The 20104-nt window shown below is 73.7% G+C and carries 17 protein-coding genes; 5 read left to right on the top strand and 12 right to left on the bottom strand.

Annotated features, from left to right (window positions below; translation table 11 throughout):
* The first annotated feature begins 7 nt into the window (after nucleotides 1-7).
* Nucleotides 8-976, top strand: a complete 969-nt coding sequence (locus tag HH311_RS24490; protein WP_169186316.1) for an aldo/keto reductase — start codon at nucleotides 8-10, stop codon at nucleotides 974-976.
* Between the two features lie 64 nt (nucleotides 977-1040).
* Here the strand turns inward: HH311_RS24490 and HH311_RS24485 are convergent, their stop codons facing one another.
* The 3 genes from HH311_RS24485 to HH311_RS24475 form a co-directional block, all read right to left on the bottom strand.
* Nucleotides 1041-2138 (bottom strand): NAD(P)/FAD-dependent oxidoreductase, encoded by a 1098-nt coding sequence (locus HH311_RS24485; RefSeq protein WP_169186315.1) that lies wholly within the window; start codon nucleotides 2136-2138, stop codon nucleotides 1041-1043.
* A gap of 71 nt (nucleotides 2139-2209) precedes the next feature.
* Nucleotides 2210-2803, bottom strand: a complete 594-nt coding sequence (locus HH311_RS24480; RefSeq protein WP_312030376.1) for a helix-turn-helix domain-containing protein — start codon at nucleotides 2801-2803, stop codon at nucleotides 2210-2212.
* Between the two features lie 58 nt (nucleotides 2804-2861).
* Nucleotides 2862-3827, bottom strand: a complete 966-nt coding sequence (locus tag HH311_RS24475) for a beta-ketoacyl-ACP synthase 3 (protein ID WP_169186313.1) — start codon at nucleotides 3825-3827, stop codon at nucleotides 2862-2864.
* Nucleotides 3828-4096: 269 nt separating this feature from the next.
* Between HH311_RS24475 and HH311_RS24470 the strand changes: the two genes are divergently transcribed.
* Together HH311_RS24470 and HH311_RS24465 are read left to right on the top strand one after the other, a co-directional pair.
* On the top strand, nucleotides 4097-8533 hold the full coding sequence (locus HH311_RS24470; protein ID WP_169186312.1) for a HAMP domain-containing protein: 4437 nt from the start codon (nucleotides 4097-4099) through the stop codon (nucleotides 8531-8533).
* On the top strand, nucleotides 8530-9084 hold the full coding sequence (locus HH311_RS24465) for a two-component system response regulator (RefSeq protein WP_169186311.1): 555 nt from the start codon (nucleotides 8530-8532) through the stop codon (nucleotides 9082-9084). Before HH311_RS24470 ends, HH311_RS24465 begins: the two co-directional genes overlap by 4 nt.
* Before the next feature lie 8 nt (nucleotides 9085-9092).
* Here HH311_RS24465 and HH311_RS24460 read toward each other — a convergent pair whose 3' ends face one another.
* From HH311_RS24460 to HH311_RS24425, 8 genes are all read right to left on the bottom strand, one after another.
* Nucleotides 9093-10265, bottom strand: a complete 1173-nt coding sequence (locus HH311_RS24460; RefSeq protein WP_169186310.1) for a DUF3182 family protein — start codon at nucleotides 10263-10265, stop codon at nucleotides 9093-9095.
* Between the two features lie 136 nt (nucleotides 10266-10401).
* Complete coding sequence (locus HH311_RS24455; RefSeq protein WP_169186309.1) at nucleotides 10402-11244, bottom strand: PHB depolymerase family esterase; 843 nt, start codon at nucleotides 11242-11244, stop codon at nucleotides 10402-10404.
* Between the two features lie 33 nt (nucleotides 11245-11277).
* On the bottom strand, nucleotides 11278-12150 hold the full coding sequence (locus HH311_RS24450; RefSeq protein ID WP_169186308.1) for an LLM class flavin-dependent oxidoreductase: 873 nt from the start codon (nucleotides 12148-12150) through the stop codon (nucleotides 11278-11280).
* A gap of 11 nt (nucleotides 12151-12161) precedes the next feature.
* Nucleotides 12162-12971, bottom strand: a complete 810-nt coding sequence (locus HH311_RS24445) for a CoA ester lyase (protein WP_169186307.1) — start codon at nucleotides 12969-12971, stop codon at nucleotides 12162-12164.
* Complete coding sequence (locus HH311_RS24440; RefSeq protein ID WP_169186306.1) at nucleotides 12968-13423, bottom strand: MaoC family dehydratase; 456 nt, start codon at nucleotides 13421-13423, stop codon at nucleotides 12968-12970. The genes HH311_RS24445 and HH311_RS24440 overlap by 4 nt, the downstream gene beginning before the upstream one ends.
* Nucleotides 13420-15345 carry an AMP-binding protein gene (locus HH311_RS24435; RefSeq protein ID WP_169186305.1) on the bottom strand — a complete coding sequence of 642 codons (1926 nt, stop codon included), beginning with the start codon at nucleotides 15343-15345 and terminating at the stop codon, nucleotides 13420-13422. The genes HH311_RS24440 and HH311_RS24435 overlap by 4 nt, the downstream gene beginning before the upstream one ends.
* 57 nt (nucleotides 15346-15402) lie before the next feature.
* Nucleotides 15403-16905, bottom strand: coding sequence for an acyl-CoA carboxylase subunit beta (locus HH311_RS24430; RefSeq protein WP_169186304.1), 1503 nt, complete (start codon nucleotides 16903-16905; stop codon nucleotides 15403-15405).
* Nucleotides 16906-16964: 59 nt separating this feature from the next.
* Complete coding sequence (locus HH311_RS24425) at nucleotides 16965-18116, bottom strand: acyl-CoA dehydrogenase family protein (protein WP_169186303.1); 1152 nt, start codon at nucleotides 18114-18116, stop codon at nucleotides 16965-16967.
* A 106-nt stretch (nucleotides 18117-18222) separates the two neighbouring features.
* Here HH311_RS24425 and HH311_RS24420 point away from each other — a divergent pair, with 106 nt between their 5' ends.
* A complete protein-coding gene (locus HH311_RS24420) occupies nucleotides 18223-18828 on the top strand; it encodes a TetR/AcrR family transcriptional regulator (RefSeq protein ID WP_312030375.1) in 606 nt (201 codons plus the stop codon).
* A gap of 220 nt (nucleotides 18829-19048) precedes the next feature.
* Entirely contained in the window at nucleotides 19049-19624 is a 576-nt protein-coding gene (locus HH311_RS24415) for a DinB family protein (RefSeq protein WP_312030374.1), read from the top strand.
* 6 nt (nucleotides 19625-19630) lie between these two features.
* Here the strand turns inward: HH311_RS24415 and HH311_RS24410 are convergent, their stop codons facing one another.
* Nucleotides 19631-20101 (bottom strand): GNAT family N-acetyltransferase, encoded by a 471-nt coding sequence (locus HH311_RS24410; protein WP_169186301.1) that lies wholly within the window; start codon nucleotides 20099-20101, stop codon nucleotides 19631-19633.
* Nucleotides 20102-20104 lie beyond the last annotated feature (3 nt).

Here is a 20104-nt window from a genome sequence, read left to right as displayed (position 1 = left end):
CGACACCATGGAGTACACGAAGCTCGGCTCGACCGGCCTGGACGTCTCCCGGATCTGTCTGGGCACCATGAGCTACGGCGAGGCGAACGACCGCTGGCCCTGGGCGCTGCCGTCCGACGAGGCCAAGCCCTTCTTCTCCGCGGCGCTCGACGCCGGGATCAACTTCTTCGACACCGCCGACGTCTACTCGCAGGGGACCTCCGAGGAGATCACCGGCCGCTGGCTGAACCAGATGGGCGACCGCGACGAGATGGTCGTCGCGACCAAGGTCTTCAACCGGATGCGGCCGGGCCCGAACGGTGCGGGGCTCTCCCGCAAGGCGATCATGACCGGGATCGACCACTCGCTGTCCCGCCTGGGCATGGACTACGTCGACCTCTACCAGATCCACCGCTTCGACCCCGAGACGCCGCTCGAGGAGACGCTCGAGGCGCTGCACGACGTCGTGAAGTCGGGCAAGGCCCGCTACATCGGGGCGTCGTCGATGTTCGCGTGGCAGTTCGCGAAGGCGCTGCACCTGCAGGACGCGAACGGCTGGGCCCGGTTCGTGACGATGCAGGACCACTACAACCTGCTCTACCGCGAGGAGGAGCGGGAGATGCTGCCGCTCTGCGCGGACGAGGGCGTCGGGTCGATCCCGTGGAGCCCGCTCGCGCGCGGCAAGCTCACCCGCGACTGGGATGAGTCGACCACCCGCGGCGAGACCGACGAGTTCGGCAAGACCCTCTACCAGGACTCCGACCGCCACATCGTCGAGAAGGTCGCCGAGATCGCCGAGAAGCGCGGGGTCAGCCGCGCCCAGGTCGCGCTGGCCTGGGTGCTGGCGAACCCCGTCGTGGACGCGCCCATCATCGGCGCGACGAAGCTCGAGCACCTGCACGACGCCGTGGCCGCGGTGGACCTGCAGCTCGACGAGCACGAGCTCACCGAGCTCGGCGAGACCTACGCGCCGCGGGGGATCGCCGGCCACAGGTAGGTGGCCTTCGGCCTCGTGAGCACTTTCTGGTGTCATGGCACCAGAAAGTGCTCACGGGACGAAGTCACCTGGTGAGGTCGATGGCCCGGCCCTCGAGCGCCCGCGCGGTCTCGCCCGAGCGCGGCAGCATCGTCGCCTCGTAGGCGCGCAGCCCCTCCTCGACGGTGGCCGCGCCGGCGACGGCGAGCGCCAGCTCGGCGCCGTCGAGCATCGCGAGGTTGACCCCGACTCCCAGCGGCGGCATGAGGTGGGCGGCGTCGCCGAGCAGGGTGAGGGTGGCCGAGGGCTCCCAGGTGTGGGGCACCGGCAGCGCGTGGATGGGGCGGTCGACGTACGGGCCGTCGTTCTCGGTGACCAGCCGGACCATCTCCGGCGACCAGGCGGCGAACTCGCGGCGCAGGTACGCGCGGATCCCCGCGGTGTCGGCGGTCGACAGGCCGTTCGCCGCGAGCCAGTCGGCGGGGACGCCCTGGACGACGTAGACGCGCAGGTGGCCGCCGCCGTTGCGCTGGGCGAACACGCCGCGGGTGCCGTCGGCGGCCGCCGCGCTGCCCCGGCCGACGAGCTCGGCCAGCTCCGGGTGCGCGGTGTCGACGTCGTCGAACCAGGCCTCGAGGAAGCCCACGCCGGTGTACCCGGGGCGGGCGCCCGACAGGGCGGCCCGGATGCGGGAGTGGGCGCCGTCGGCGCCGATCACGAGGTCGCTCTCGACGGTGCCGCCGTCGGTGAACTCCAGGGTGCGGGGCCCGTCGTCCGGTCCGGAGACCGCGGCGAGCGTGCGACCCCACCGGACCGTGCCGGGTTCCAGCGAGCGCAGCAGCAGGTCGCGGAGCCGGCCGCGGTCGATCTCCGGGCTGCTGGTCTCGCCCTCGGCCGGCAGGTGGTGGGCCAGCAGGCGGCCGGCGGGGTCGAGCCGGCGCATCTCCTGCCCGTCGAAGCGGGCGAGGGCGAAGAAGTCGTCGAGCAGGCCGGCCTCGCGGAGGGCGACCTGGCCGTCGTCGTCGTGCAGGTCGAGCGACCCGCCCTGGTCGCGGGAGTGGGCGTCGGGCTCGTGGTCGTAGACGGTGACGGGGAGGCCGTGGCGCTGCAGGACGCGGGCGCACGTCAGGCCGCCCGGCCCGGCGCCGACGACGGCGATCCGGGCGTCGGCTGGGGTGGTCATGGGTCCCTCCGGGAACGGGGAGGCCGGCCGCTCGGGACGACCGGGGAACGACAGCGGAAGAGGCGGGGCGCTCAGTGCGGCGCGGCGGCGTCCCAGCCGTGGGCGAGCACGGCGAAGGCGGCGTCGAGGGCCGCACGGGGGTCGACGCCGGGGAGGTCGAGCAGCGCGTGGGTCTCCACCACGAGGTGGGCCAGCGCCCGGGTGGCCGGGTGGTCGGGCTCCACCCCGGCGTCGGCGGCGAGGGCGTCGGCGAGGGCCCGCTCGTGGCGGGACCACATGCGGTGCCCGTGGTCGCGCAGGGCCGGGGTGGCCGCGACCAGCGCGGTGAAGCGCGCCAGGCGGTCGTCGTCGCCGGGCACGCGCTCGTCGAGGACGGCGCGCAGGTGGCGGTGCAGCGCCTCGACCACCCCGAGGCCGGGCTCGCGGTCGGCGACGGCCCGCACCAGCGCGGCCTCGCGGTCGGTGTCCTCGTCGAAGACGAGGGCCTCCTTGGTGGGGAAGTGGCTGAACACCGTGGACGGGGCGACGTCGGCGGCCGCGGCGATCTCGGTGACGGTCACGTCGTCGAACCCGCGCTCGAGGAACAGCGTGAGGGCGGCGTCGGCGATCGCGGCCCGGGTGGCCGCCTTACGGCGCTCCCGTCGCCCGCCCTGCGCCTCAGCCACGCCCATGACGATACTCGAAGTCACTCCGATTTCGGAGTGACTCCGGTTATCTCGTGCCTCACACCGCGGGCGGCAGCGTCGCCACCTGGGAGGCGAACGTCAGGCCGGCCCCGAAGCCGAGGAGCAGGGCCTGGTCGCCGGGCCGCGACGCGCCCGACGTGAGCAGCGCGTGCATCGCGAGCGGTACCGAGGCCGCCGAGGTGTTCCCCGCCGTCTCCACGTCGCGGGCCACCGCGACGTGCTCGGGCACGCCGAGCGCCCGGACGATGCCGTCGGTGATCCGGGCGTTGGCCTGGTGGGGGACGAACGCGTCGAGCTGTTCGGCCTTCGTGCCGGCGCGCACGAGGGCCTGCTGGGCGAGCGGGGGCATCCGGGTGGTGGCCCACCGGAAGACCGCCGGCCCCTGCATTCGGAGCGCCGGCATGCGGTCGTCGAGACCGCGGGCGTGCTCGACGAACGACGGCGACTGCACGATGAGGTCGGCCTGCGACCCGTCCGCGCCCCACGCCACCGTCCCGATCCCCGGCGTCCCGCTCGGACCGACCACGGCGGCGCCCGCACCGTCGCCGAAGAGGAACGCCGTCGAGCGGTCGGTGGGCTCGACGATGTCGGTCATCCGCTCGACCCCGACCACCAGGACCGCGCCGTGCCCGGCGCCGACGAGCGCACCCGCCACCTCCAGCGCGTAGCAGAACCCGGCGCACGCGGCGCCGAGGTCCATCGCCGCCCCGTGCACCGCGCCGACCTCGTGCGCGACCCGGGTCGCGACCTGCGGCGACGCGGCGTCCGCGGACATCGTCGCGACGAGCACGGCCCCGACGTCGGCGGGATCGACCCCGGCCGCCGCCAGCGCGTCGCGGGCGGCGCTGGCGCCCATCGCGACGACGGTCTCGTCCGGTCCGGCGAAGCGGCGCGTGCGGATGCCGGAGCGGGCCAGCACCCAGTCGGGGTCGACGTCGAGGTGGGCGCACACCTCGTCGTTGGTGACGGCGCGCCGGGGGCGGTAGGCCCCGAGTCCCAGCATCGTCGCGGGATGACCGGCGGTCAGGACGGCGGGGTGGCCCAAGGAAGCCTCGCGGACGTGCGTCGGAGGAGGGGGACCACCCCACGGTCGCGCGCCCGGCCGGTTACTCGGAAGTCCTACTATTCGGTACGGCGATGGAACGGATCACACCTCGCCCGTGCGACCGCCCGGCGGGCCTGAGAACGGCGGGCAGATGGTGGTGCCGCCGTGGCGGGGACCCGTGTACACCTTCCGACCGGGGGATTTCCGCACCGCGAGAGGAGTGCGCGATGTCCGACCCGGGCTCCGGGACCGTGTCGGGAGGTGGCGAGTCGGGATCCGTGGCGGTCGCCGACGACGTCGAGGACGTGCTGAGCGACCTCGCGGACGCGATGGAGAAGGTCCGTCGCGGCGAGTTCGACGTCCGGCTGTCCCGCCGGGAAGGGGTGGGCGGCGACGTCGTCGACCGCTTCAACGAGATGGTGCGGGTCTACGAGCGGCGCAACCGGGACCTGCTGCGGATCAGCCGCGTGGTCGGCCGCGAGGGCCGCATGCTCGAGCGCCTCGACGAGGAGGCGGCCGACGGCTCCTGGGCGAGCGCCGCGCGCGCGATCAACTCGCTCATCGACGACCTCGCCCGGCCCACGGCCGAGATCGCCCGCGTCATCGAGGCCGTCGCCGAGGGCGACCTGTCCGAGCACATGGCGCTCGAGATCGAGGGACGCCCGCTGCGCGGGGAGTTCCTGCGGATCGGCCGCACCGTGAACACCATGGTCGACCAGCTCTCCTCGTTCGCCGACGAGGTCACGCGCGTCGCCCGCGAGGTGGGCACCGAGGGCGAGCTGGGCGGCCAGGCCGACGTCCGCGGGGTCGCGGGGACCTGGCGCGCGCTCACCGACTCGGTGAACACGATGGCGAGCAACCTGACGAACCAGGTCCGGTCGATCTCCTCGGCCGCCACCGCCATCGCCGACGGCGACCTCTCCCGCAAGATCACGGTCAGCGCCCGCGGCGAGGTCGCCGAGCTCGCCGACACGATCAACTCCCTGACCGACACCCTCCGGCTGTTCGCCGACGAGGTCACCCGGGTGGCGCGCGAGGTGGGCACCGAGGGCCGGCTGGGCGGCCAGGCCCAGGTCCCGGACGTCGCCGGCACCTGGAAGGACCTCACCGACGCGGTGAACCTCATGGCCACCAACCTGACCGACCAGGTCCGGGGGATCGCCCAGGTCTCCACCGCCGTGGCCCGCGGCGACCTCAGTCAGAAGATCACGGTGGACGCGCGGGGGGAGATCCTCGAGCTGAAGAGCACCGTGAACACGATGGTCGACCAGCTGTCCTCGTTCGCCGACGAGGTGACCCGGGTGGCCCGCGAGGTCGGCACCGAGGGCCGGCTGGGCGGCCAGGCCCAGGTCCCGAACGTCGCCGGCACCTGGAAGGACCTCACCGACGCGGTGAACCTCATGGCCACCAACCTGACCGACCAGGTCCGCAACATCGCGCAGGTGACGACGGCGGTGGCCCGCGGTGACCTGAGCCAGAAGATCACGGTGGATGCCCGCGGCGAGATCCTCGAGCTGAAGAGCACCGTGAACACGATGGTCGACCAGCTCTCGTCGTTCGCCGACGAGGTCACCCGGGTGGCCCGCGAGGTCGGCACCGAGGGCGAGCTCGGCGGTCAGGCGCAGGTGCGCGACGTCGCCGGGACCTGGCGCGACCTCACCGAGAGCGTCAACCACCTCGCCGGCAACCTCACCAACCAGGTCCGCAACATCGCGCAGGTGACGACCGCGGTGGCCCGCGGGGACCTGAGCCAGAAGATCACGGTCGATGCCCGCGGCGAGATCCTCGAGCTGAAGAGCACCGTGAACACGATGGTCGACCAGCTCTCGTCGTTCGCCGACGAGGTGACCCGGGTGGCCCGCGAGGTCGGCACCGAGGGACGGCTGGGCGGCCAGGCCGCCGTCCCGCACGTGTCGGGCACCTGGCGCGACCTCACCGAGAGCGTCAACCACCTCGCCGGCAACCTCACCAACCAGGTCCGCAACATCGCGCAGGTGACGACCGCGGTGGCCCGCGGGGACCTGAGCCAGAAGATCACGGTGGACGCCCGCGGCGAGATCCTCGAGCTGAAGAGCACCGTGAACACGATGGTCGACCAGCTCTCGTCGTTCGCCGACGAGGTCACCCGGGTGGCCCGCGAGGTCGGCACCGAGGGACGGCTGGGCGGCCAGGCCGCCGTCCCGCACGTGTCGGGCACCTGGCGCGACCTCACCGACAACGTCAACTACATGGCCTCGAACCTCACCGGCCAGGTCCGCAACATCGCGCAGGTGACGACCGCGGTGGCCCGCGGGGACCTGAGCCAGAAGATCACGGTGGACGCCCGGGGGGAGATCCTCGAGCTCAAGGACACCGTGAACACGATGGTCGACCAGCTGTCCTCGTTCGCCGACGAGGTCACCCGCGTCGCCCGCGAGGTCGGCACCGAGGGCGAGCTCGGCGGCCAGGCGCAGGTGCGCGACGTCGCCGGGACCTGGCGCGACCTCACCGAGAGCGTCAACCAGCTCGCCTCCACGCTCACCACCCAGCTGCGGGCGATCGCCGAGGTGTCGACCGCCGTCACCCGCGGCGACCTGACCCAGCGGATCGGGGTCCGGGCCCAGGGCGAGGTGGCGCAGCTCAAGGACACCCTCAACCTGATGATCGCGACCCTGCTCGACACCACCAACGCGAACGCCGAGCAGGGGTGGCTGGACTCGAACCTCGCCCGCATCGGGGGGCTGCTGCAGGGCCAGCACGACCTCTCCGACGTGACCCAGATGATCCTGCGGGAGGTCGTCCCGCTGACCGGGGCCCAGCTCGGCGCGTTCTTCCTCGCCGAGTTCCCCGACGGCGAGGTCGACAGCACCCACCCCGTCGGCTGGCGGCTCTCGGCGGGCCACGGGGTGGGCGGGTCGCTGCTCGACCTCGACCCCCCGACGGTGTTCGGCGCGCGGGAGGGCCTCGTCGGGCAGGTCGGGACGACCAAGCAGACGGTCGTCGTCCGGGACATCGCCCCGGACCTGTTCGCGATCCGGTCCGGCCTCGGCGACATCACGCCGGTCGAGGTGATCCTCCTGCCGGTGACCTTCGAGGGGGAGTCGCACGGGGTCATCGAGCTCGGGTCGCTCATGCCGTTCTCCGACCTGCACCGGATCTTCCTCGAGCGGCTGGTCGGGGCCATCGGTGTCACCGTGAAGACCATCCGTGCGAGCCGCCGCACCGAGTCGCTGCTCTCGGAGTCCCAGCGGCTCACCCTCGAGCTGCAGGAGCAGTCGGCCGAGCTGCAGCGCACGAACGCCGAGCTGGAGGAGAAGGCGGAGCTCCTCTCGGACCGCAACCGCAAGATCGAGATCAAGAACCTGGAGATCGACGCCGCCCGGCGCGGCGTCGAGGAGAAGGCCCAGCAGCTCGCGCTGGCCAGCCAGTACAAGTCGGACTTCCTGGCGAACATGAGCCACGAGCTGCGCAACCCGCTGAACTCGCTGCTGCTGCTCTCGCGCATGCTCGCGGACAACCCCGACCAGAACCTCACGGTGAAGCAGATCGAGTTCGCCTCGACCATCCACGACGCCGGGTCCGACCTGCTCGACCTGATCAACGACATCCTCGACCTGTCGAAGATCGAGGCGGGCCGGGTGGACGTCTTCCCGACCCCGGTGGACCTCGCCGGGGTGCCCGAGTACCTCGACACCGTGTTCCGGGCACAGGCCGAGGAGAAGGGGCTGGAGCTGAGCCTCCGGGTGATGCCGCAGACCCGGTCCATCGTCACCGACATCCAGCGGCTGCGGCAGATCCTGCGCAACCTGCTCGCGAACGCGGTCAAGTTCACCAGCACCGGGTCGGTCGAGCTGCTCATCGAGCCGGCGGAGCCGGGCTCGGGCTACGAGGAGGCCGGCCTGGTCGGGGTCGAGGACGTGGTCCGGTTCGTCGTGCGGGACACGGGGATCGGCATCGCGCCGGAGAAACTGGAGATGATCTTCGAGGCGTTCCAGCAGGCCGACGGCACCACCAGCCGGCGCTTCGGCGGCACCGGCCTCGGACTCTCGATCAGCCGGGAGCTGGCTCGGCTGCTCGGCGGGGTGATCACGGTGTCGTCCCGGGTCGGCGCGGGCTCGACCTTCACGCTCTACCTGCCGACGATCGTCCCCGACGCGGCCCCGCCGCCGGACCCGTTCGCCGTGCTGACCGCCCCCGCCGCGGACGCCGCTCCCGTCCCGCCGCAGGTCCCGATCATCCGGCCGGCGGCCCACGAGGCCGCCGGGCCGCACGACGCCGCGCTGCGCGACACCACCGTGCTGATCGTCGACGACGACGTCCGCAACGTCTTCGCGCTGACCAGTGCGCTGGAGCGCCACGGCATCGACGTCCTCTACGCCGACAACGGCGCCGACGGCATCCGGCTGCTGGCCGAGCACCCCGAGGTCCGGGTGGTGCTGATGGACGCGATGATGCCGGACCTCGACGGCTACGAGACGACGCGCCGCATGCGGGCCGGGCCGGGCGGTGCCGAGGTGCCGATCCTCTTCCTCACCGCGAAGGCCATGCCCGAGGACCGGCAGGCCAGCCTCGCGTCGGGGGCCAGCGACTACATCACCAAGCCGGTCGACCTCGAGGCGCTGCTCACGACGATGGCGTCGTGGGTGTCGCCCCCGGGACCGGACGACGCGAGGGAGGCGCGATGAGATCGGTGCCGACACCCCGGGTCCTCGCCGTGGACGACCGGCGGGAGAACCTGGTCGCGCTCGAGGCGATCCTCGCCGACACACCGGTCGAGGTCGACACGGTGATCGGCGGGGAGGAGGCGCTCAAGCGGCTGCTGACCCACGACTACGCGCTCATCGTGCTCGACGCGCACATGCCCGGGATGAGCGGCTACGAGACCGCCGAGCACATCAAGGAGCGCGAGAAGACGCGCCACATCCCGATCCTGTTCCTCACCGCGGCGGACAGCGACTCCGGGTCCGCCCTGCGCGGGTACCGGGCCGGGGCGGTCGACTACATGGTCAAGCCGCTCTCCCCGTGGGTGCTGCGGTCCAAGGTCGAGGTGTTCGCCGACCTCTGGACGGTCCAGGCCGAGCTGGCGCGGCAGGCGCAGCACTGCCGCATGCTGCTCTCCGCGGTCGGCGACGCCGTGCAGGCCCTCGAGGGCCCGGCCGCCGACGTCGACCGGGTGGCCACGGGGCTGCGGGAAGCCCTGGAGGGGGCCTCCCCGACGCTGCGGGCGGCCCGCTGAGAGCGGGGTCAGAACGCGCCGATGAACACGTACTTGCCGTCCCAGCCCTCGTCGACGCCGTCCCAGAACACCCGGCTGCCGGGGACGGTCGAGGCGTGCCGTGCGTACGTCCGGGCCGCGTCGTCGAAGCTGTGCCGGGTGCTGCGCACGGCGTAGGGCAGGTCCGGGTCGGCCTGCAGGGCCAGGATCCCCAGCAGCTCGGCGGGGGAGGCCCCGCCCACCCGGCCGGACTCCTCGACCGACGCGGTGATGTGCTGGCGGGCGCCGCTGCGCTTGACCAGCGTGCCCGTGATGACGTCGACGTTGGCCCGCGTCTCGAAGCCGCCGTCGGCCTCCCACAGGCGGATGCCCTCGATGTAGCGCTGGGCTGCGTGCACGATCCCGGGCGTGGGGGACAGGCGCAGCGTGCCGCCCGCCAGGACCGGGTCGTCGACGACGACGCCGTCCTCCGGCAGCTGCGCCAGCGCCTCGGGCTCCCCCCGGACCACCACGACCGACGTGCCGCCGTAGGCGTTGATCACGCCCAGGTCCTCGGTGGCCACCGTCGGCTCGAGCAGCCGGCCGAACGAGCTGTAGTGCTCCTCGGGGGTCCGGGTGACGGTGACGCTGTAGGCCTCGACGTCGGCGACCTCGGCCTCGACGACGTAGCCGTAGGTCGCCAGGTACTCCGCCAGCCCCGACCCGGACCCCTCGCGGACGCGGTCGGCGACGGCCCCGAGCTCCCGGTCGATCTCCTCGACCGCGTGCAGCGACGACTGGCCCACCCCGCTGTTGCCGTTCGGGTCCTTCAGCCGGACCCCGACGTAGGTCTCCAGCAGGTCGTGGACGGCCCGCACCACGGCGTCGCGGGAGAAGCAGCTGTACCCGGGCACCGTCGTGCCCCGGATGTGGCGGGGGAAGCGGCGGTCGAACCAGGCCGGGGCCTCGTCGTCGGGGAGCGGCTCGTGCACCTGCACCTTGGAGGAGCGCTCGATCAGCTCCCGCGGCAGCGTCGACCCGTAGATCCACAGCGGCCGGCCGCCGTCGTCGACCGGGCCGTCCGGGGTGAGGCGCGCGCCGAGGTCCTCGACCGGCTCGGTGGTGTGGGTGATCACGACGCGGTGCCCGGCGGGCGCGATCTGTGCGCAGAGCTCGGTGATCCCGCGGTCCCGGGCCTCGATGCCCGAGAGGTGTTCCCTCATCGTCGTCTCCCCCGTGGTCCGTCGGCGCCGGTCGGCTCGCTCCGCCGGCCCCGCCGTCAGCGCTACCCGCGGGCGCCCGCCGGCCGAACGGCGGGCCGCCCGGATGTGGCCTCCTCCACGTCGGCCGAACCGGCGGTCAGCGGGCCGCGAGCACGTCGGCGAAGAAGCGTTCGACCGTCGGCAGGACCCGCGCGCCCTGGTGCCCGACCCCGGGCACGAGGTCGAGGCGGGCGTCGACGCCGTGGGCGGCGAGGTTGGCGTGCAGGGCCCGCAGCCGCGCCACGCGCGTGGTGCCGGCCGCGTCGGCGCCGGGCATCCAGTTCCGGCCCCCGGGGTTGTTGATCTCCCAGGTCTCCACGTCGTCCGCGCCGACCACGAGCTGCACCGCCACGCGCCGCAGCGCGTCGAGGTCGATCTCCCGGCCGAAGCGGTCGGCGACGTCGGCGGTGCCGATCCACCAGGGACGGGCCGGATCGAGCATCGTCACCCGGCCCGGGGCCCCGACCGACGCGGCGGCCAGCCGCTCCGGGTGCAGGTAGAGGAAGCGGTGGGTGAACTGGCCGCCGCCGGAGAAGCCGTGGAGCAGGAACCGGTCGGCGTCCACCCGGTAGCGCGCCGCGACCTCGTCGACCATCGCCAGCAGGACGCGGTCGAACCGCAGGTCGTCGTGGACGAGGAACTTGAAGCGGTGCAGGTCGTCCGGGTCCCCGATGCCCGCGGGGAAGAGCGGCGCGAGCACCACGCACCCGTGCGTCTCGGCGAACCCGGCCAGGGCGTCGCGGTAGCGCTCGGCGGTGCGGGCGGTGCCGTGCACCACGACCAGCAGCGGGAGCGGGGAGGTCGTGGTGCGGTGCGTCCCGGGGACGTGCAGCGCGTAGCTGAAGCGCTGGTCGGCCTGGCACGCGACGAACGGCGTCGCGCCGTTGCGGTAGAACTCCTCCGGGTCCAGGACCCTCGTGTCGGCACCGTCCTCGCTCATCCGCCCGAGTGCCCGCGGCCTGCCGGGCCGCAATCAGGCGCGGGACGTGGCGAGCGCCGCGCCGACCTCCTCGATCGCCGCGGTGTGCCCGCCCGCGGCGCACAGCGGCGCGAAGAGGATCGACTCCGCCCCGGCCTCGGCGTAGTCCGCGAACCGCGCGACGACGTCGTCGGCGGTGCCGTGCGGCACGCACGCGTCGACGAGGCGGTCCATGTCCTGGCCGTAGATCCGCTGCAGGGTCCCGACGGCGAGGGTGCGCGCCGCGGCGCGGGTGGGCGCCACCGCCGACCACGCCAGCAGGCCCCCGGTCACGGGCGGCCGGCCCTGCTCGGCCGCGACGTCGTTCGCGAGCCGCAGGCCGCGGCGCACGCGGTCGGGGCTGCACAGGTACGGCATCCACACCTCGCCGGCGCGGCCGGCCCGGCGCATCGCCGCCTCCGAGCGCCCGCCGACCCAGACCGGCACGGGCCCGACGGGCAGCGGGTCGAGCCGGGTCGGCTCGCCCTCGACGGTCACGGTCTCCCCGGCCAGGTAGGCCCGTACGACGGGGAGCGCCTCGTCGGTCCGCCGGCCCCGGGCGCTCACCGGCACCCCGCACGCCGCGAACTCCGCCGGGTTCTCGCCCCCCACCCCGACGCCGAGCTCGAACCGCCCGGCGGACACCCGGTCCAGCGTCGCCGCCAGCTTCGCCGCGAGGACCGCCGGGTACAGCGGCAGCAGCGTCACCGCGGAGACCAGCCGCACCCGGCTGGTGGCCGCGGCGGCCGCCGCGAGCGTGACGAACGCGTTCGAGGTGGGGCTGCCGAACAGGACGTGCTCGCCGGCGGCGACCAGGTCGAACCCGAGCTGCTCGGCCCGCGCGGCCAGCGTCGGGATCTCGCCCGGGTCCGCCGTCGGCGGCAGCATCAGCCCGACCCTCACACCTCCGCTCCCGCCCGGGCGAGGACGGCGGCCGCCATCCGGAGGTGCACGTCGTCGACCATCTCGCCGTTCACCACGCCCACCCCGGCCCGCCCGGCCGCGACGACGTCGCGGGCGTGCGCGATCTCCTCGTCGGAGGGCGTGAACACCTCGTGGGCGAGCGTGACCTGCGCCGGGTGGATGCAGATCTTGCCGTCGTAGCCGAGGTCGCGGCCCTCGGCGGCATCGGCGCGGAAGAGCTCGGCGTCGCGGACGTTCACCACGGTCTGGTCGAGCGCCCCGACGCCGGCCAACCGCGCCGCGAGCAGCACCTCCGAACGCGCGTACAGCACCTCGCGGCTCGACGGCGTCCGCCGGCCCCCGACCGAGGCGATGAAGTCCTCGGCCCCGAAGTAGGCGGCGGTGACGTCGGACCCGGCCAGCAGGTCCCGCGCCCGCGCCACCCCGCGGGCTGTCTCGAGCCCGACGACGACGGGCCGGTCGCCGAGCCGCGCTCGCAGGTCCCGGAGCTGCTCCGGGTCCTCGTACTTGGGCAGCACCACCCCGGCCCGGGTGCCGCTGACGGCCTCGACGTCGTCGTCGTGCCAGGGCGTGCCCGGCGGGTTGACGCGGACCAGGACCAGCGCAGCGTCGACGGGGAGGTCGCGGACCGCGCCGACCGCGGTCGGGCGGGCGGTGTCCTTGTCGTCGGCCGCCACCGCGTCCTCGAGGTCGACCGCGATCGCGTCCGGCGCCGAGCGCGGCGCCTTCGCGACCATGTCCGCGCGTCCACCGGGCACGAACAGCAGGGAGCGCGGCACGGTCACGAGGCGGGCCTCCGGTGCATCAGGCCGGTCCGCCGGACGGAGCAGACCAGGTCGTTCCGCTGGTTGCGCGCGCGGTGCGCGAACACCACGATCCCGGCGTCCGGGCGCGACCGCGACTCCCGCGCCTCGACCACCTCGGTCTCGACCCGGATCGTGTCGCCGTGGAACACCGGGGCGGGGAAGGTGCAGTCGGTGAGCCCGAGCTGCGCGACGATGGTCCCCAGCGTCAGCTCGGGCACGCTGAGCCCGACGACCAGCGCGAGCGTGAACATGCTGTTGACCAGCGGGCGCCCGAACTCGGTGCGCGACGCGTAGTCGTGGTCGAGGTGCAGCGGCGCCGGGTTCATCGTCATCGTGGTGAACAGGACGTTGTCGGTCTCGGTGACCGTGCGCCGGGTGGCGTGCTCGACGACGAGGCCCTCGGTGAGGTCCTCGAACCACAGTCCGCTCACGCCGTCCGCACCGCCGCGGCCACCACGTCCAGCGACGACGGGTCCTCGAGCGCGCTGGTGTCGCTGCGGGCCTCGCCGTGCAGCAGCACCTCGCGCATCAGCCGGCGCATGATCTTGCCGGTGCGGGTCTTGGGCATCGCGGCCGTGACGATGACGCGGTCGGGCCGGGCGATGCCGCCGATGGTGTCGCCCACCAGCTTCTTCACCTCGTCGGGCACGCCGTCCGCGGAACCCGCCGACACCGTCACGAACGCCACCGGCACCGTCCCCTTCGTCTCGTCGGGGACCCCGACGACCGCAGCCTCCATCACCCGCGGGTGCGATCCCACCACGGCCTCGATCTCCATCGTCGAGAGCCGGTGCGCGGCGACGTTGATGACGTCGTCGGCCCGTCCCAGGACCCACAGGTGCCCGTCGTGGTCGACCACGGCCTCGTCGTTCGTGGCGTACTTCCCGGGGAAGCGGGAGAAGTAGGTCGACAGGTAGCGGTCGTGGTCGTCCCAGACGGTGCGCGCCAGCGTCGGGAACGGGCGGGTCATGACGAGGTTGCCCTTCACCCCGGCCGGCACCGGGTGGCCTTCGTCGTCGACGACCTCGCAGGCGTGCCCGGGCAGCGTCGTGCCCGCCGACCCGGCCTTGAGGTCGTCCACCCCGGCGACGGGGTAGGTCCACGTGGAGCCGGTCTCGGTCTGGCCGTAGGCGTTGACGACCGGGACGCCGAGCGTCGTCGTCGCCCACGTGAACGTCTCGCCGTCGAGGGGCTCGCCCTGCACCGTGATCAGCTCGAGGTCCGGCAGCGGGTGCTCGCGGACGAGGTCGTCGCCGAACTTGCGCAGCATCCGCAGCACCGTGGGGGCGCACAGCACCTTCGTCACGCCGTGCTTCTCGCAGATGTCGTAGAACCGCGACGGGCCCGGCGTGTCGAGCGCGCCCTCGTAGCAGGCGATCGTCGCGCCGTTCGCCAGCCCGCCGATGACGGCCTGGATCGGGAACGTCAGCCACCCGACGTCGGCAGCCACCCAGTACACGTCGTCGTCGGTCAGGGCGGCCTGCCAGTGGGCGTTCGCCCAGGTCCCGAGCAGGAACCCGCCGACCGAGTGCACCACGCCCTTCGGCCGCGACTCGGTGCCGCTGGTGAAGATGAGGAACGCCGGCTCGTTGGCGTCGAGCCCGACGACCTCGCTGCCCTCGGGGTGGGCGTCGACGAGCTCGCGGTAGGAGGTCTCGCCCTCGGTGAGCGGGACGCCGTCCCCGGTGCGGTCGACCACCACGGTGTGCTGCAGCGTCGGGGTGTCCGGGCGGGCGGCCCGGAGGGTCTCCAGCAGCGTCACCGGCCTGCCGCGGCGGTAGATCGCGTCGGCGACCACGACGACCTTCGCCCGCGCCGCCGCCAACCGGGAGGCCACGGCGTCGCGGCCGAACCCGGAGAAGAGCACGGTGTAGATCGCGCCGATGCGGTTGCAGGCGTGGATGGCGGTGAACGCCTCGACGAGGTTGGGCATGTAGATCGCGACGACGTCGCCCTTCTCCACCCCGAGCGCGGTGAGGCCGGCGCCGAGGCGGGAGACCTCGTCGGCGAGCTCGGCGTAGGTCAGCGTGCGGCTGTCGCCGGGCTCGCCCTCCCAGACCACCGCGTGGCGGTCCGGGGTCGACTCCGCCCACCGGTCGACGCAGTTGTCGGCGACGTTGATGCGCCCGCCGTCGAAGTAGCGGAAGTCGCCGAGCTCGCCGGTGCGGACGGTGTCGTACGGCGCGAGCCACCGGTGCTGCTCGGCGACCCAGGCCCAGTAGTCGTCGGGGTCGCGGTCGTGCAGCGCGCGGGCGGCGGCGATCTCGTCGGCGTAGCGCGCCGAGCGGTGCCCGGCGTCCAGGGGGAGCAGGGGCGCCGAGATCAGGGCGCCGAGGGTGTCGCGATCATCCATGATCGACTTCCTTTGACCGGGGCTGGCTCGGACGGGGCTGGCTCGGACGGGGCTGGCTCAGACGGGGCTGACGAGGTGGTGACGACGGGGCGCGCCGCGGCTCCAGTGCTCCGCGTGGCGCAGGCGGACGGCGAGCTCGGCGCGCAGTTCCTCGCCGGGCACCACGGTGTCGACGACGAGCTCGGAGGCCATCCGCAGCAGGTTGATCTCGGCGCGGTGCTCCTCGACGCGGGCGGCGACGAAGGCCGCGCGCTCGTCGTCGTCGGCGATGTCGGCGATCTTGCGGGCGTACACCGCGTTGACCGACGCCTCCGGGCCCATCGCGCCGATGAACGCGCTCGGCAGCGCGATGGTGGCGCGCGGCTCGAAGCCCGGCGCGCACATCGCGTAGAAGCCGGCGGCGTAGGCCTTGCGCAGGATCACCGAGAACTTCGGGACCTCGGCCGACGCCATCGCGGCGATCAGCTTCGCGCCGTGGCGGATGATGCCCTGGCGCTCGACCGCGACGCCGACCATGAAGCCGGGCACGTCCTGCAGGAACACCAGCGGGACGTTGAAGGCGTCGCACCAGGAGACGAACCGGGCGGCCTTGTCGGCGGAGTCGACGTGGATCGCGCCGGACTTCGCGCCGGGCTGGTTCGCGACGATCCCGACGACGCGGCCCTCGAGCCGGGCCAGCCCGACGACGATCTCCGGCGCCCAGTCCGGCTTGACCTCGAAGAACGTGCCGGCGTCGACGAGCCGGTCGATGACCTCGACGACGTCGTAGCCGGTCACCGGGTCGTCGGGGATGACGCCGGTCCAGTCGGTCTCCTCGGGCTCGACGGGTGCGACGACCGCGGGCCGCCCGGTCCAGTCGTCGGGCAGGTAGGAGAAGAGCAGGCGGGCCGCGGCGACGGCCTGCCAGTCGTGGGAGAACACGGCGTCGCCGCAGCCGGACACCTCGGCGTGCATGCGCGCGCCGCCCATCTCCTCCTCGGTCGTGCGCTCGCCGGTGACCTTCTCGGCCACCCGCGGGCTCGCGAGGAACATCGACGCGCGACCCTCGACCATCCCGACCCAGTCGGTGAACGCCGGCATGTAGGCCCCGCCCGCGGCCGACGGGCCGTGCAGGCAGCAGATCTGGGGGACGCGGCCGGACAGCGCGACCTGGAGCCGGAAGATCGCGCTCGCGCCGCGGCGTCCCGGGAAGAAGCCCATCTGCTCGGTGAGCCGGCCGCCGGCGGAGTCGACGAGGTAGAAGACCGGCAGCAGGTCACGGTCGGCCCGCTCGAGGATCCGGATCTGCTTCTCGCAGGTCAGCTCGCCCCAGGACCCGGCCTTGACCCCGAAGTCGTGGGCGATCACCGCGACCGGCCGGCCCTCGACGGTGCCGACCCCGGTGACCACCCCGTCGGCCGGCAGCGACCCGGCCAGCAGCCCGTCCTCGACGAAGCTGCCCTCGTCGAGCAGGACGGCGAGGCGCTCCCGGGCCGTGAGCGTCCCCGGGTAGCGGCTGGTGTCGCCCCCGGCCCGGGCCGCGTCGGCGGCGCGCAGGAGGTCGTCCGCCGAGGGAGGCACCGGCGCCCCAGGGGGGCTGGGCGCCGGTACCTCCCTCGGCGGACGGGTGCCGTTCGCCGTCACGGGATCAGCCGCTTCGAGAGGATCTCGAGCTGGATCTCGTCCGTGCCGCCGCCGATGCGCAGGATCCGGACGTCGCGCTGGTGGCGCACGATCGGCGTCTCCTCGAGGTAGCCGGCGCCGCCGAAGAGCTGGAGCGCCTCGTCGACGATCCACGCGGCGGCCTTGGCGGCGAAGTACTTGGCGGCCGCGACGGAGCGCGCGGCCTCGGGGTGGTCGCGGTCCAGCCGGTCGGCGGCCTGGTAGGTGATCGCCCGGGCCGCGTCGAGCTCGACCTCCATCGCGGCGATCCGGTGCCGGATCGTCTGGAGGCCGGTCAGCGGCGCCCCGGCGACCTCGCGGTCGCGGACGTACGCGGTGACCTGGGCGATCGCCTCGGCCGCGTGGCCGATGCCCATCGCGGCGAGCACGACCCGCTCGAGCTGGAAGGCGGCCATGATCTGGTAGAAGCCGCGGTCGACGGCGCCGAGCACGGCGTCGTCTCCGACGGTGACGCCGTCCAGGACCACCTCGCGGGTGTCCGAGGAGTGCCAGCCCAGCTTCTGCAGCGGCGCGCCGAGGGACAGGCCCGGGGTGTCGGCGGGGACGACGAACGTGGTGATCCCGCGGTGCCCGGCGTCGGGGGAGGTCTTGGCGCCGACGACGATCACGTCGGCGAGCCCGGCGTTGGTGATGAACATCTTGCGGCCGTCGATCACCCAGCCGGTGTCGGTGTGGCGGGCCTTCGTCGTGATGCCCGCGACGTCGGAGCCCGCGCCCGGCTCGGTGACGGCGATGGCGGCGATCGCGGTGCCCGCCGCGAGGGCGGGCACCCAGTGCTGCTGCTGCTCGGGGGTGCCGTTGCGGACCAGGTGCGGCGCGGCCATGTAGGCGCTGACCAGCGCGCTGACCGCGATCCCGCCGCAGGCGCGGGAGAGCTCCTCCGCGAGCACCGTGACCGCAGTGGCCTCGCCGCCGTCGCCGGCCGAGCCGCCGAGGTCCGAGGGAGTGAGCAGGCCCAGGAGGCCGGCGTCGCCCATCTCCTTCCACAGCCGTTCCGGGGGGTGCCCGGCCCGTTCGGCCTCGTCGACCACGGGACGGACGCGCTGGTCGGTGAAGGCCCGGACGCTCGCCCGGAAGTCCTCGTGCACCTCGTCCAGCTCGAAGGCCATGCGCTCTCCTGGTTCCCTGATGTTCGACCGACCGGTCGGACGAAAGTAGGCTGAGTCACAGCCGGGCGTCAACACCGGGGTCCGACGTCGAGGAAGGGGTGCTGCGGTGGCCGCTCGGGACGCAGGTGCGGCCGCCGGGAGCCGGGCCGAGGAGCAGCGTCGTCGCATCCTCGCGGCGGCCGTCGAGGTCTTCAGCCGCCGCGGCTACCGGGCCGCCTCGATGAACGACATCGCCACCCGGGTCGACCTCTCGAAGCCCGCGCTGTACCACTACGTGCGCACCAAGCAGGACCTGCTCGTCCGGGTCTACGAGGAGGTGCTGGACGAGAGCCTGGCGGGCGCGCGGGAGATCGTCGCGGCGGCGTCGTCGCCCCGGGATGCGGTGCGCGGGCTGATCGTCGAGCGGGTCGCGTACACGTGCGAGCACCAGGACCTGCTGAAGATCTGCTTCGAGGAGGAGTCGGAGCTGCCGCCCGAGCTCGCGGAGCCGATCCTCGAACGTCGCCGGGCCTACGAGGCGGTGGTGCTCGAGGCCGTCCTGGCGGACCTCGCCGCGACCGGGAGCGAGCTGCCGATGGCGCCCAAGGCGTTCGTCAACACCTGCCTGGGCGCGGCCAACTGGGTCTACAAGTGGTACGACCCGGCGGGTCCGCTCTCGCCGCGCGAGCTGGGGGAGCAGGTGGCGGCGGTGCTGCTGCCGGCGTTGGGCTGAGCCCGGTCCGGGGCGTCGAGTGGGCGTCCATGGATGCCCCGGGAGCCGTGTGGGTCCACTGGGTGGGCGGCGCGGTGTCGAGTGGGCGCCCATGGCTGCCCCGGGAGCCATACGGGTCCACTCGGCCGGCCGCGCGGGAACCCGGTGGGCGATGAGGACGGTAGCTGACCGCCTCCCTCCCTATCGTGGTCCTCACCAGCAGGAACCGAGGGAGGACACCGTGAACGCGACCCACACCCCCACCGTCGACCTCGACTCGCTCACCGGCGAGCGCCGGGACATCGTCGAGACCCTGCGGGTCCACCGGGGGTTCCTGCTGCAGACGGTGCAGGGGCTCGACCAGGAGCAGGCGACGCGCCGGACCACGGTGTCGGTGCTCAACGTCGCGGGGCTGATCAAGCACGTCGCCGACACCGAGGCCGGGTGGCTGCGCTTCGCGCAGGGCGACTCCGCCGGGGTGGGCGGCGCCGGCTGGGAGATCGACTGGGACGACCCGGTGATCCAGCAGCGCCTCGCCGACGGCGACATCCGGCACGACGAGTTCAACCTCGTCGGCGACGAGACCCTCGAGGGGGTGCTGGCCCACTACGCGCAGGTGGCGGCCGCGACCGACGCGTTCGTCGTCGAGGCCGACCTCGACGTCTCCCACCCGCTGCCCGAGGCGCCGTGGTTCGAGCCGGGCGCCTCGCGGTCGGTGCGCCGGGTGCTGCTGCACGTCATCGCCGAGACCGCCCAGCACGCGGGGCACGCCGACATCGTCCGGGAGGCCCTCGACGGGGCGAAGACGATGGGCTGACCCGCGCTACTGCGAGGGCGCCGTCGTCGCCGCGCGGGTGGTGACCCGGCGGCGGAGCTCCCCGGTGTCGCGGGCGTCGAAGCCCTGGCCGGCGAGCCACGCGGCGACGGCCTCGCGGTCGGGGTGGCCGACCGGGACGACGTTGTAGACGTAGTTCAGCGAGCGGGCCGCGGCCTCCTCGGCGAGCCGGTCCATCGCCCAGGCGCCCACGCCCCGCCCGCGGAAGGCCGGCACCACGGCGACCAGCACCTCCGCGTCGCCCCAGGTGTCGTCGAGCCGGCCGAACGCGGCGACCTCGCCGTCGCCGGTCTCCGCGCGCCACCAGGCGTCACCGAGCGCGTCGCCCTCGGCCGGCGTGCCGAGCCCGTGCACGGTCGGTCCCGCCGGGGAGAAGGCCGCCGCCTTGTCCGTGTCCCAGGTCGGGGTGGGCTCCGCGGTCCAGGTCAGCTCCGGTGCGTCGTCCGTCTGCTGGGTCACCGC

Source organism: Actinomycetospora sp. TBRC 11914 (assembly GCF_012933465.1).
GTDB lineage: Bacteria > Actinomycetota > Actinomycetes > Mycobacteriales > Pseudonocardiaceae > Actinomycetospora.
Note: the sequence above shows the minus strand (reverse complement) of the source record. Positions and strands in the feature narration are given on the sequence as shown.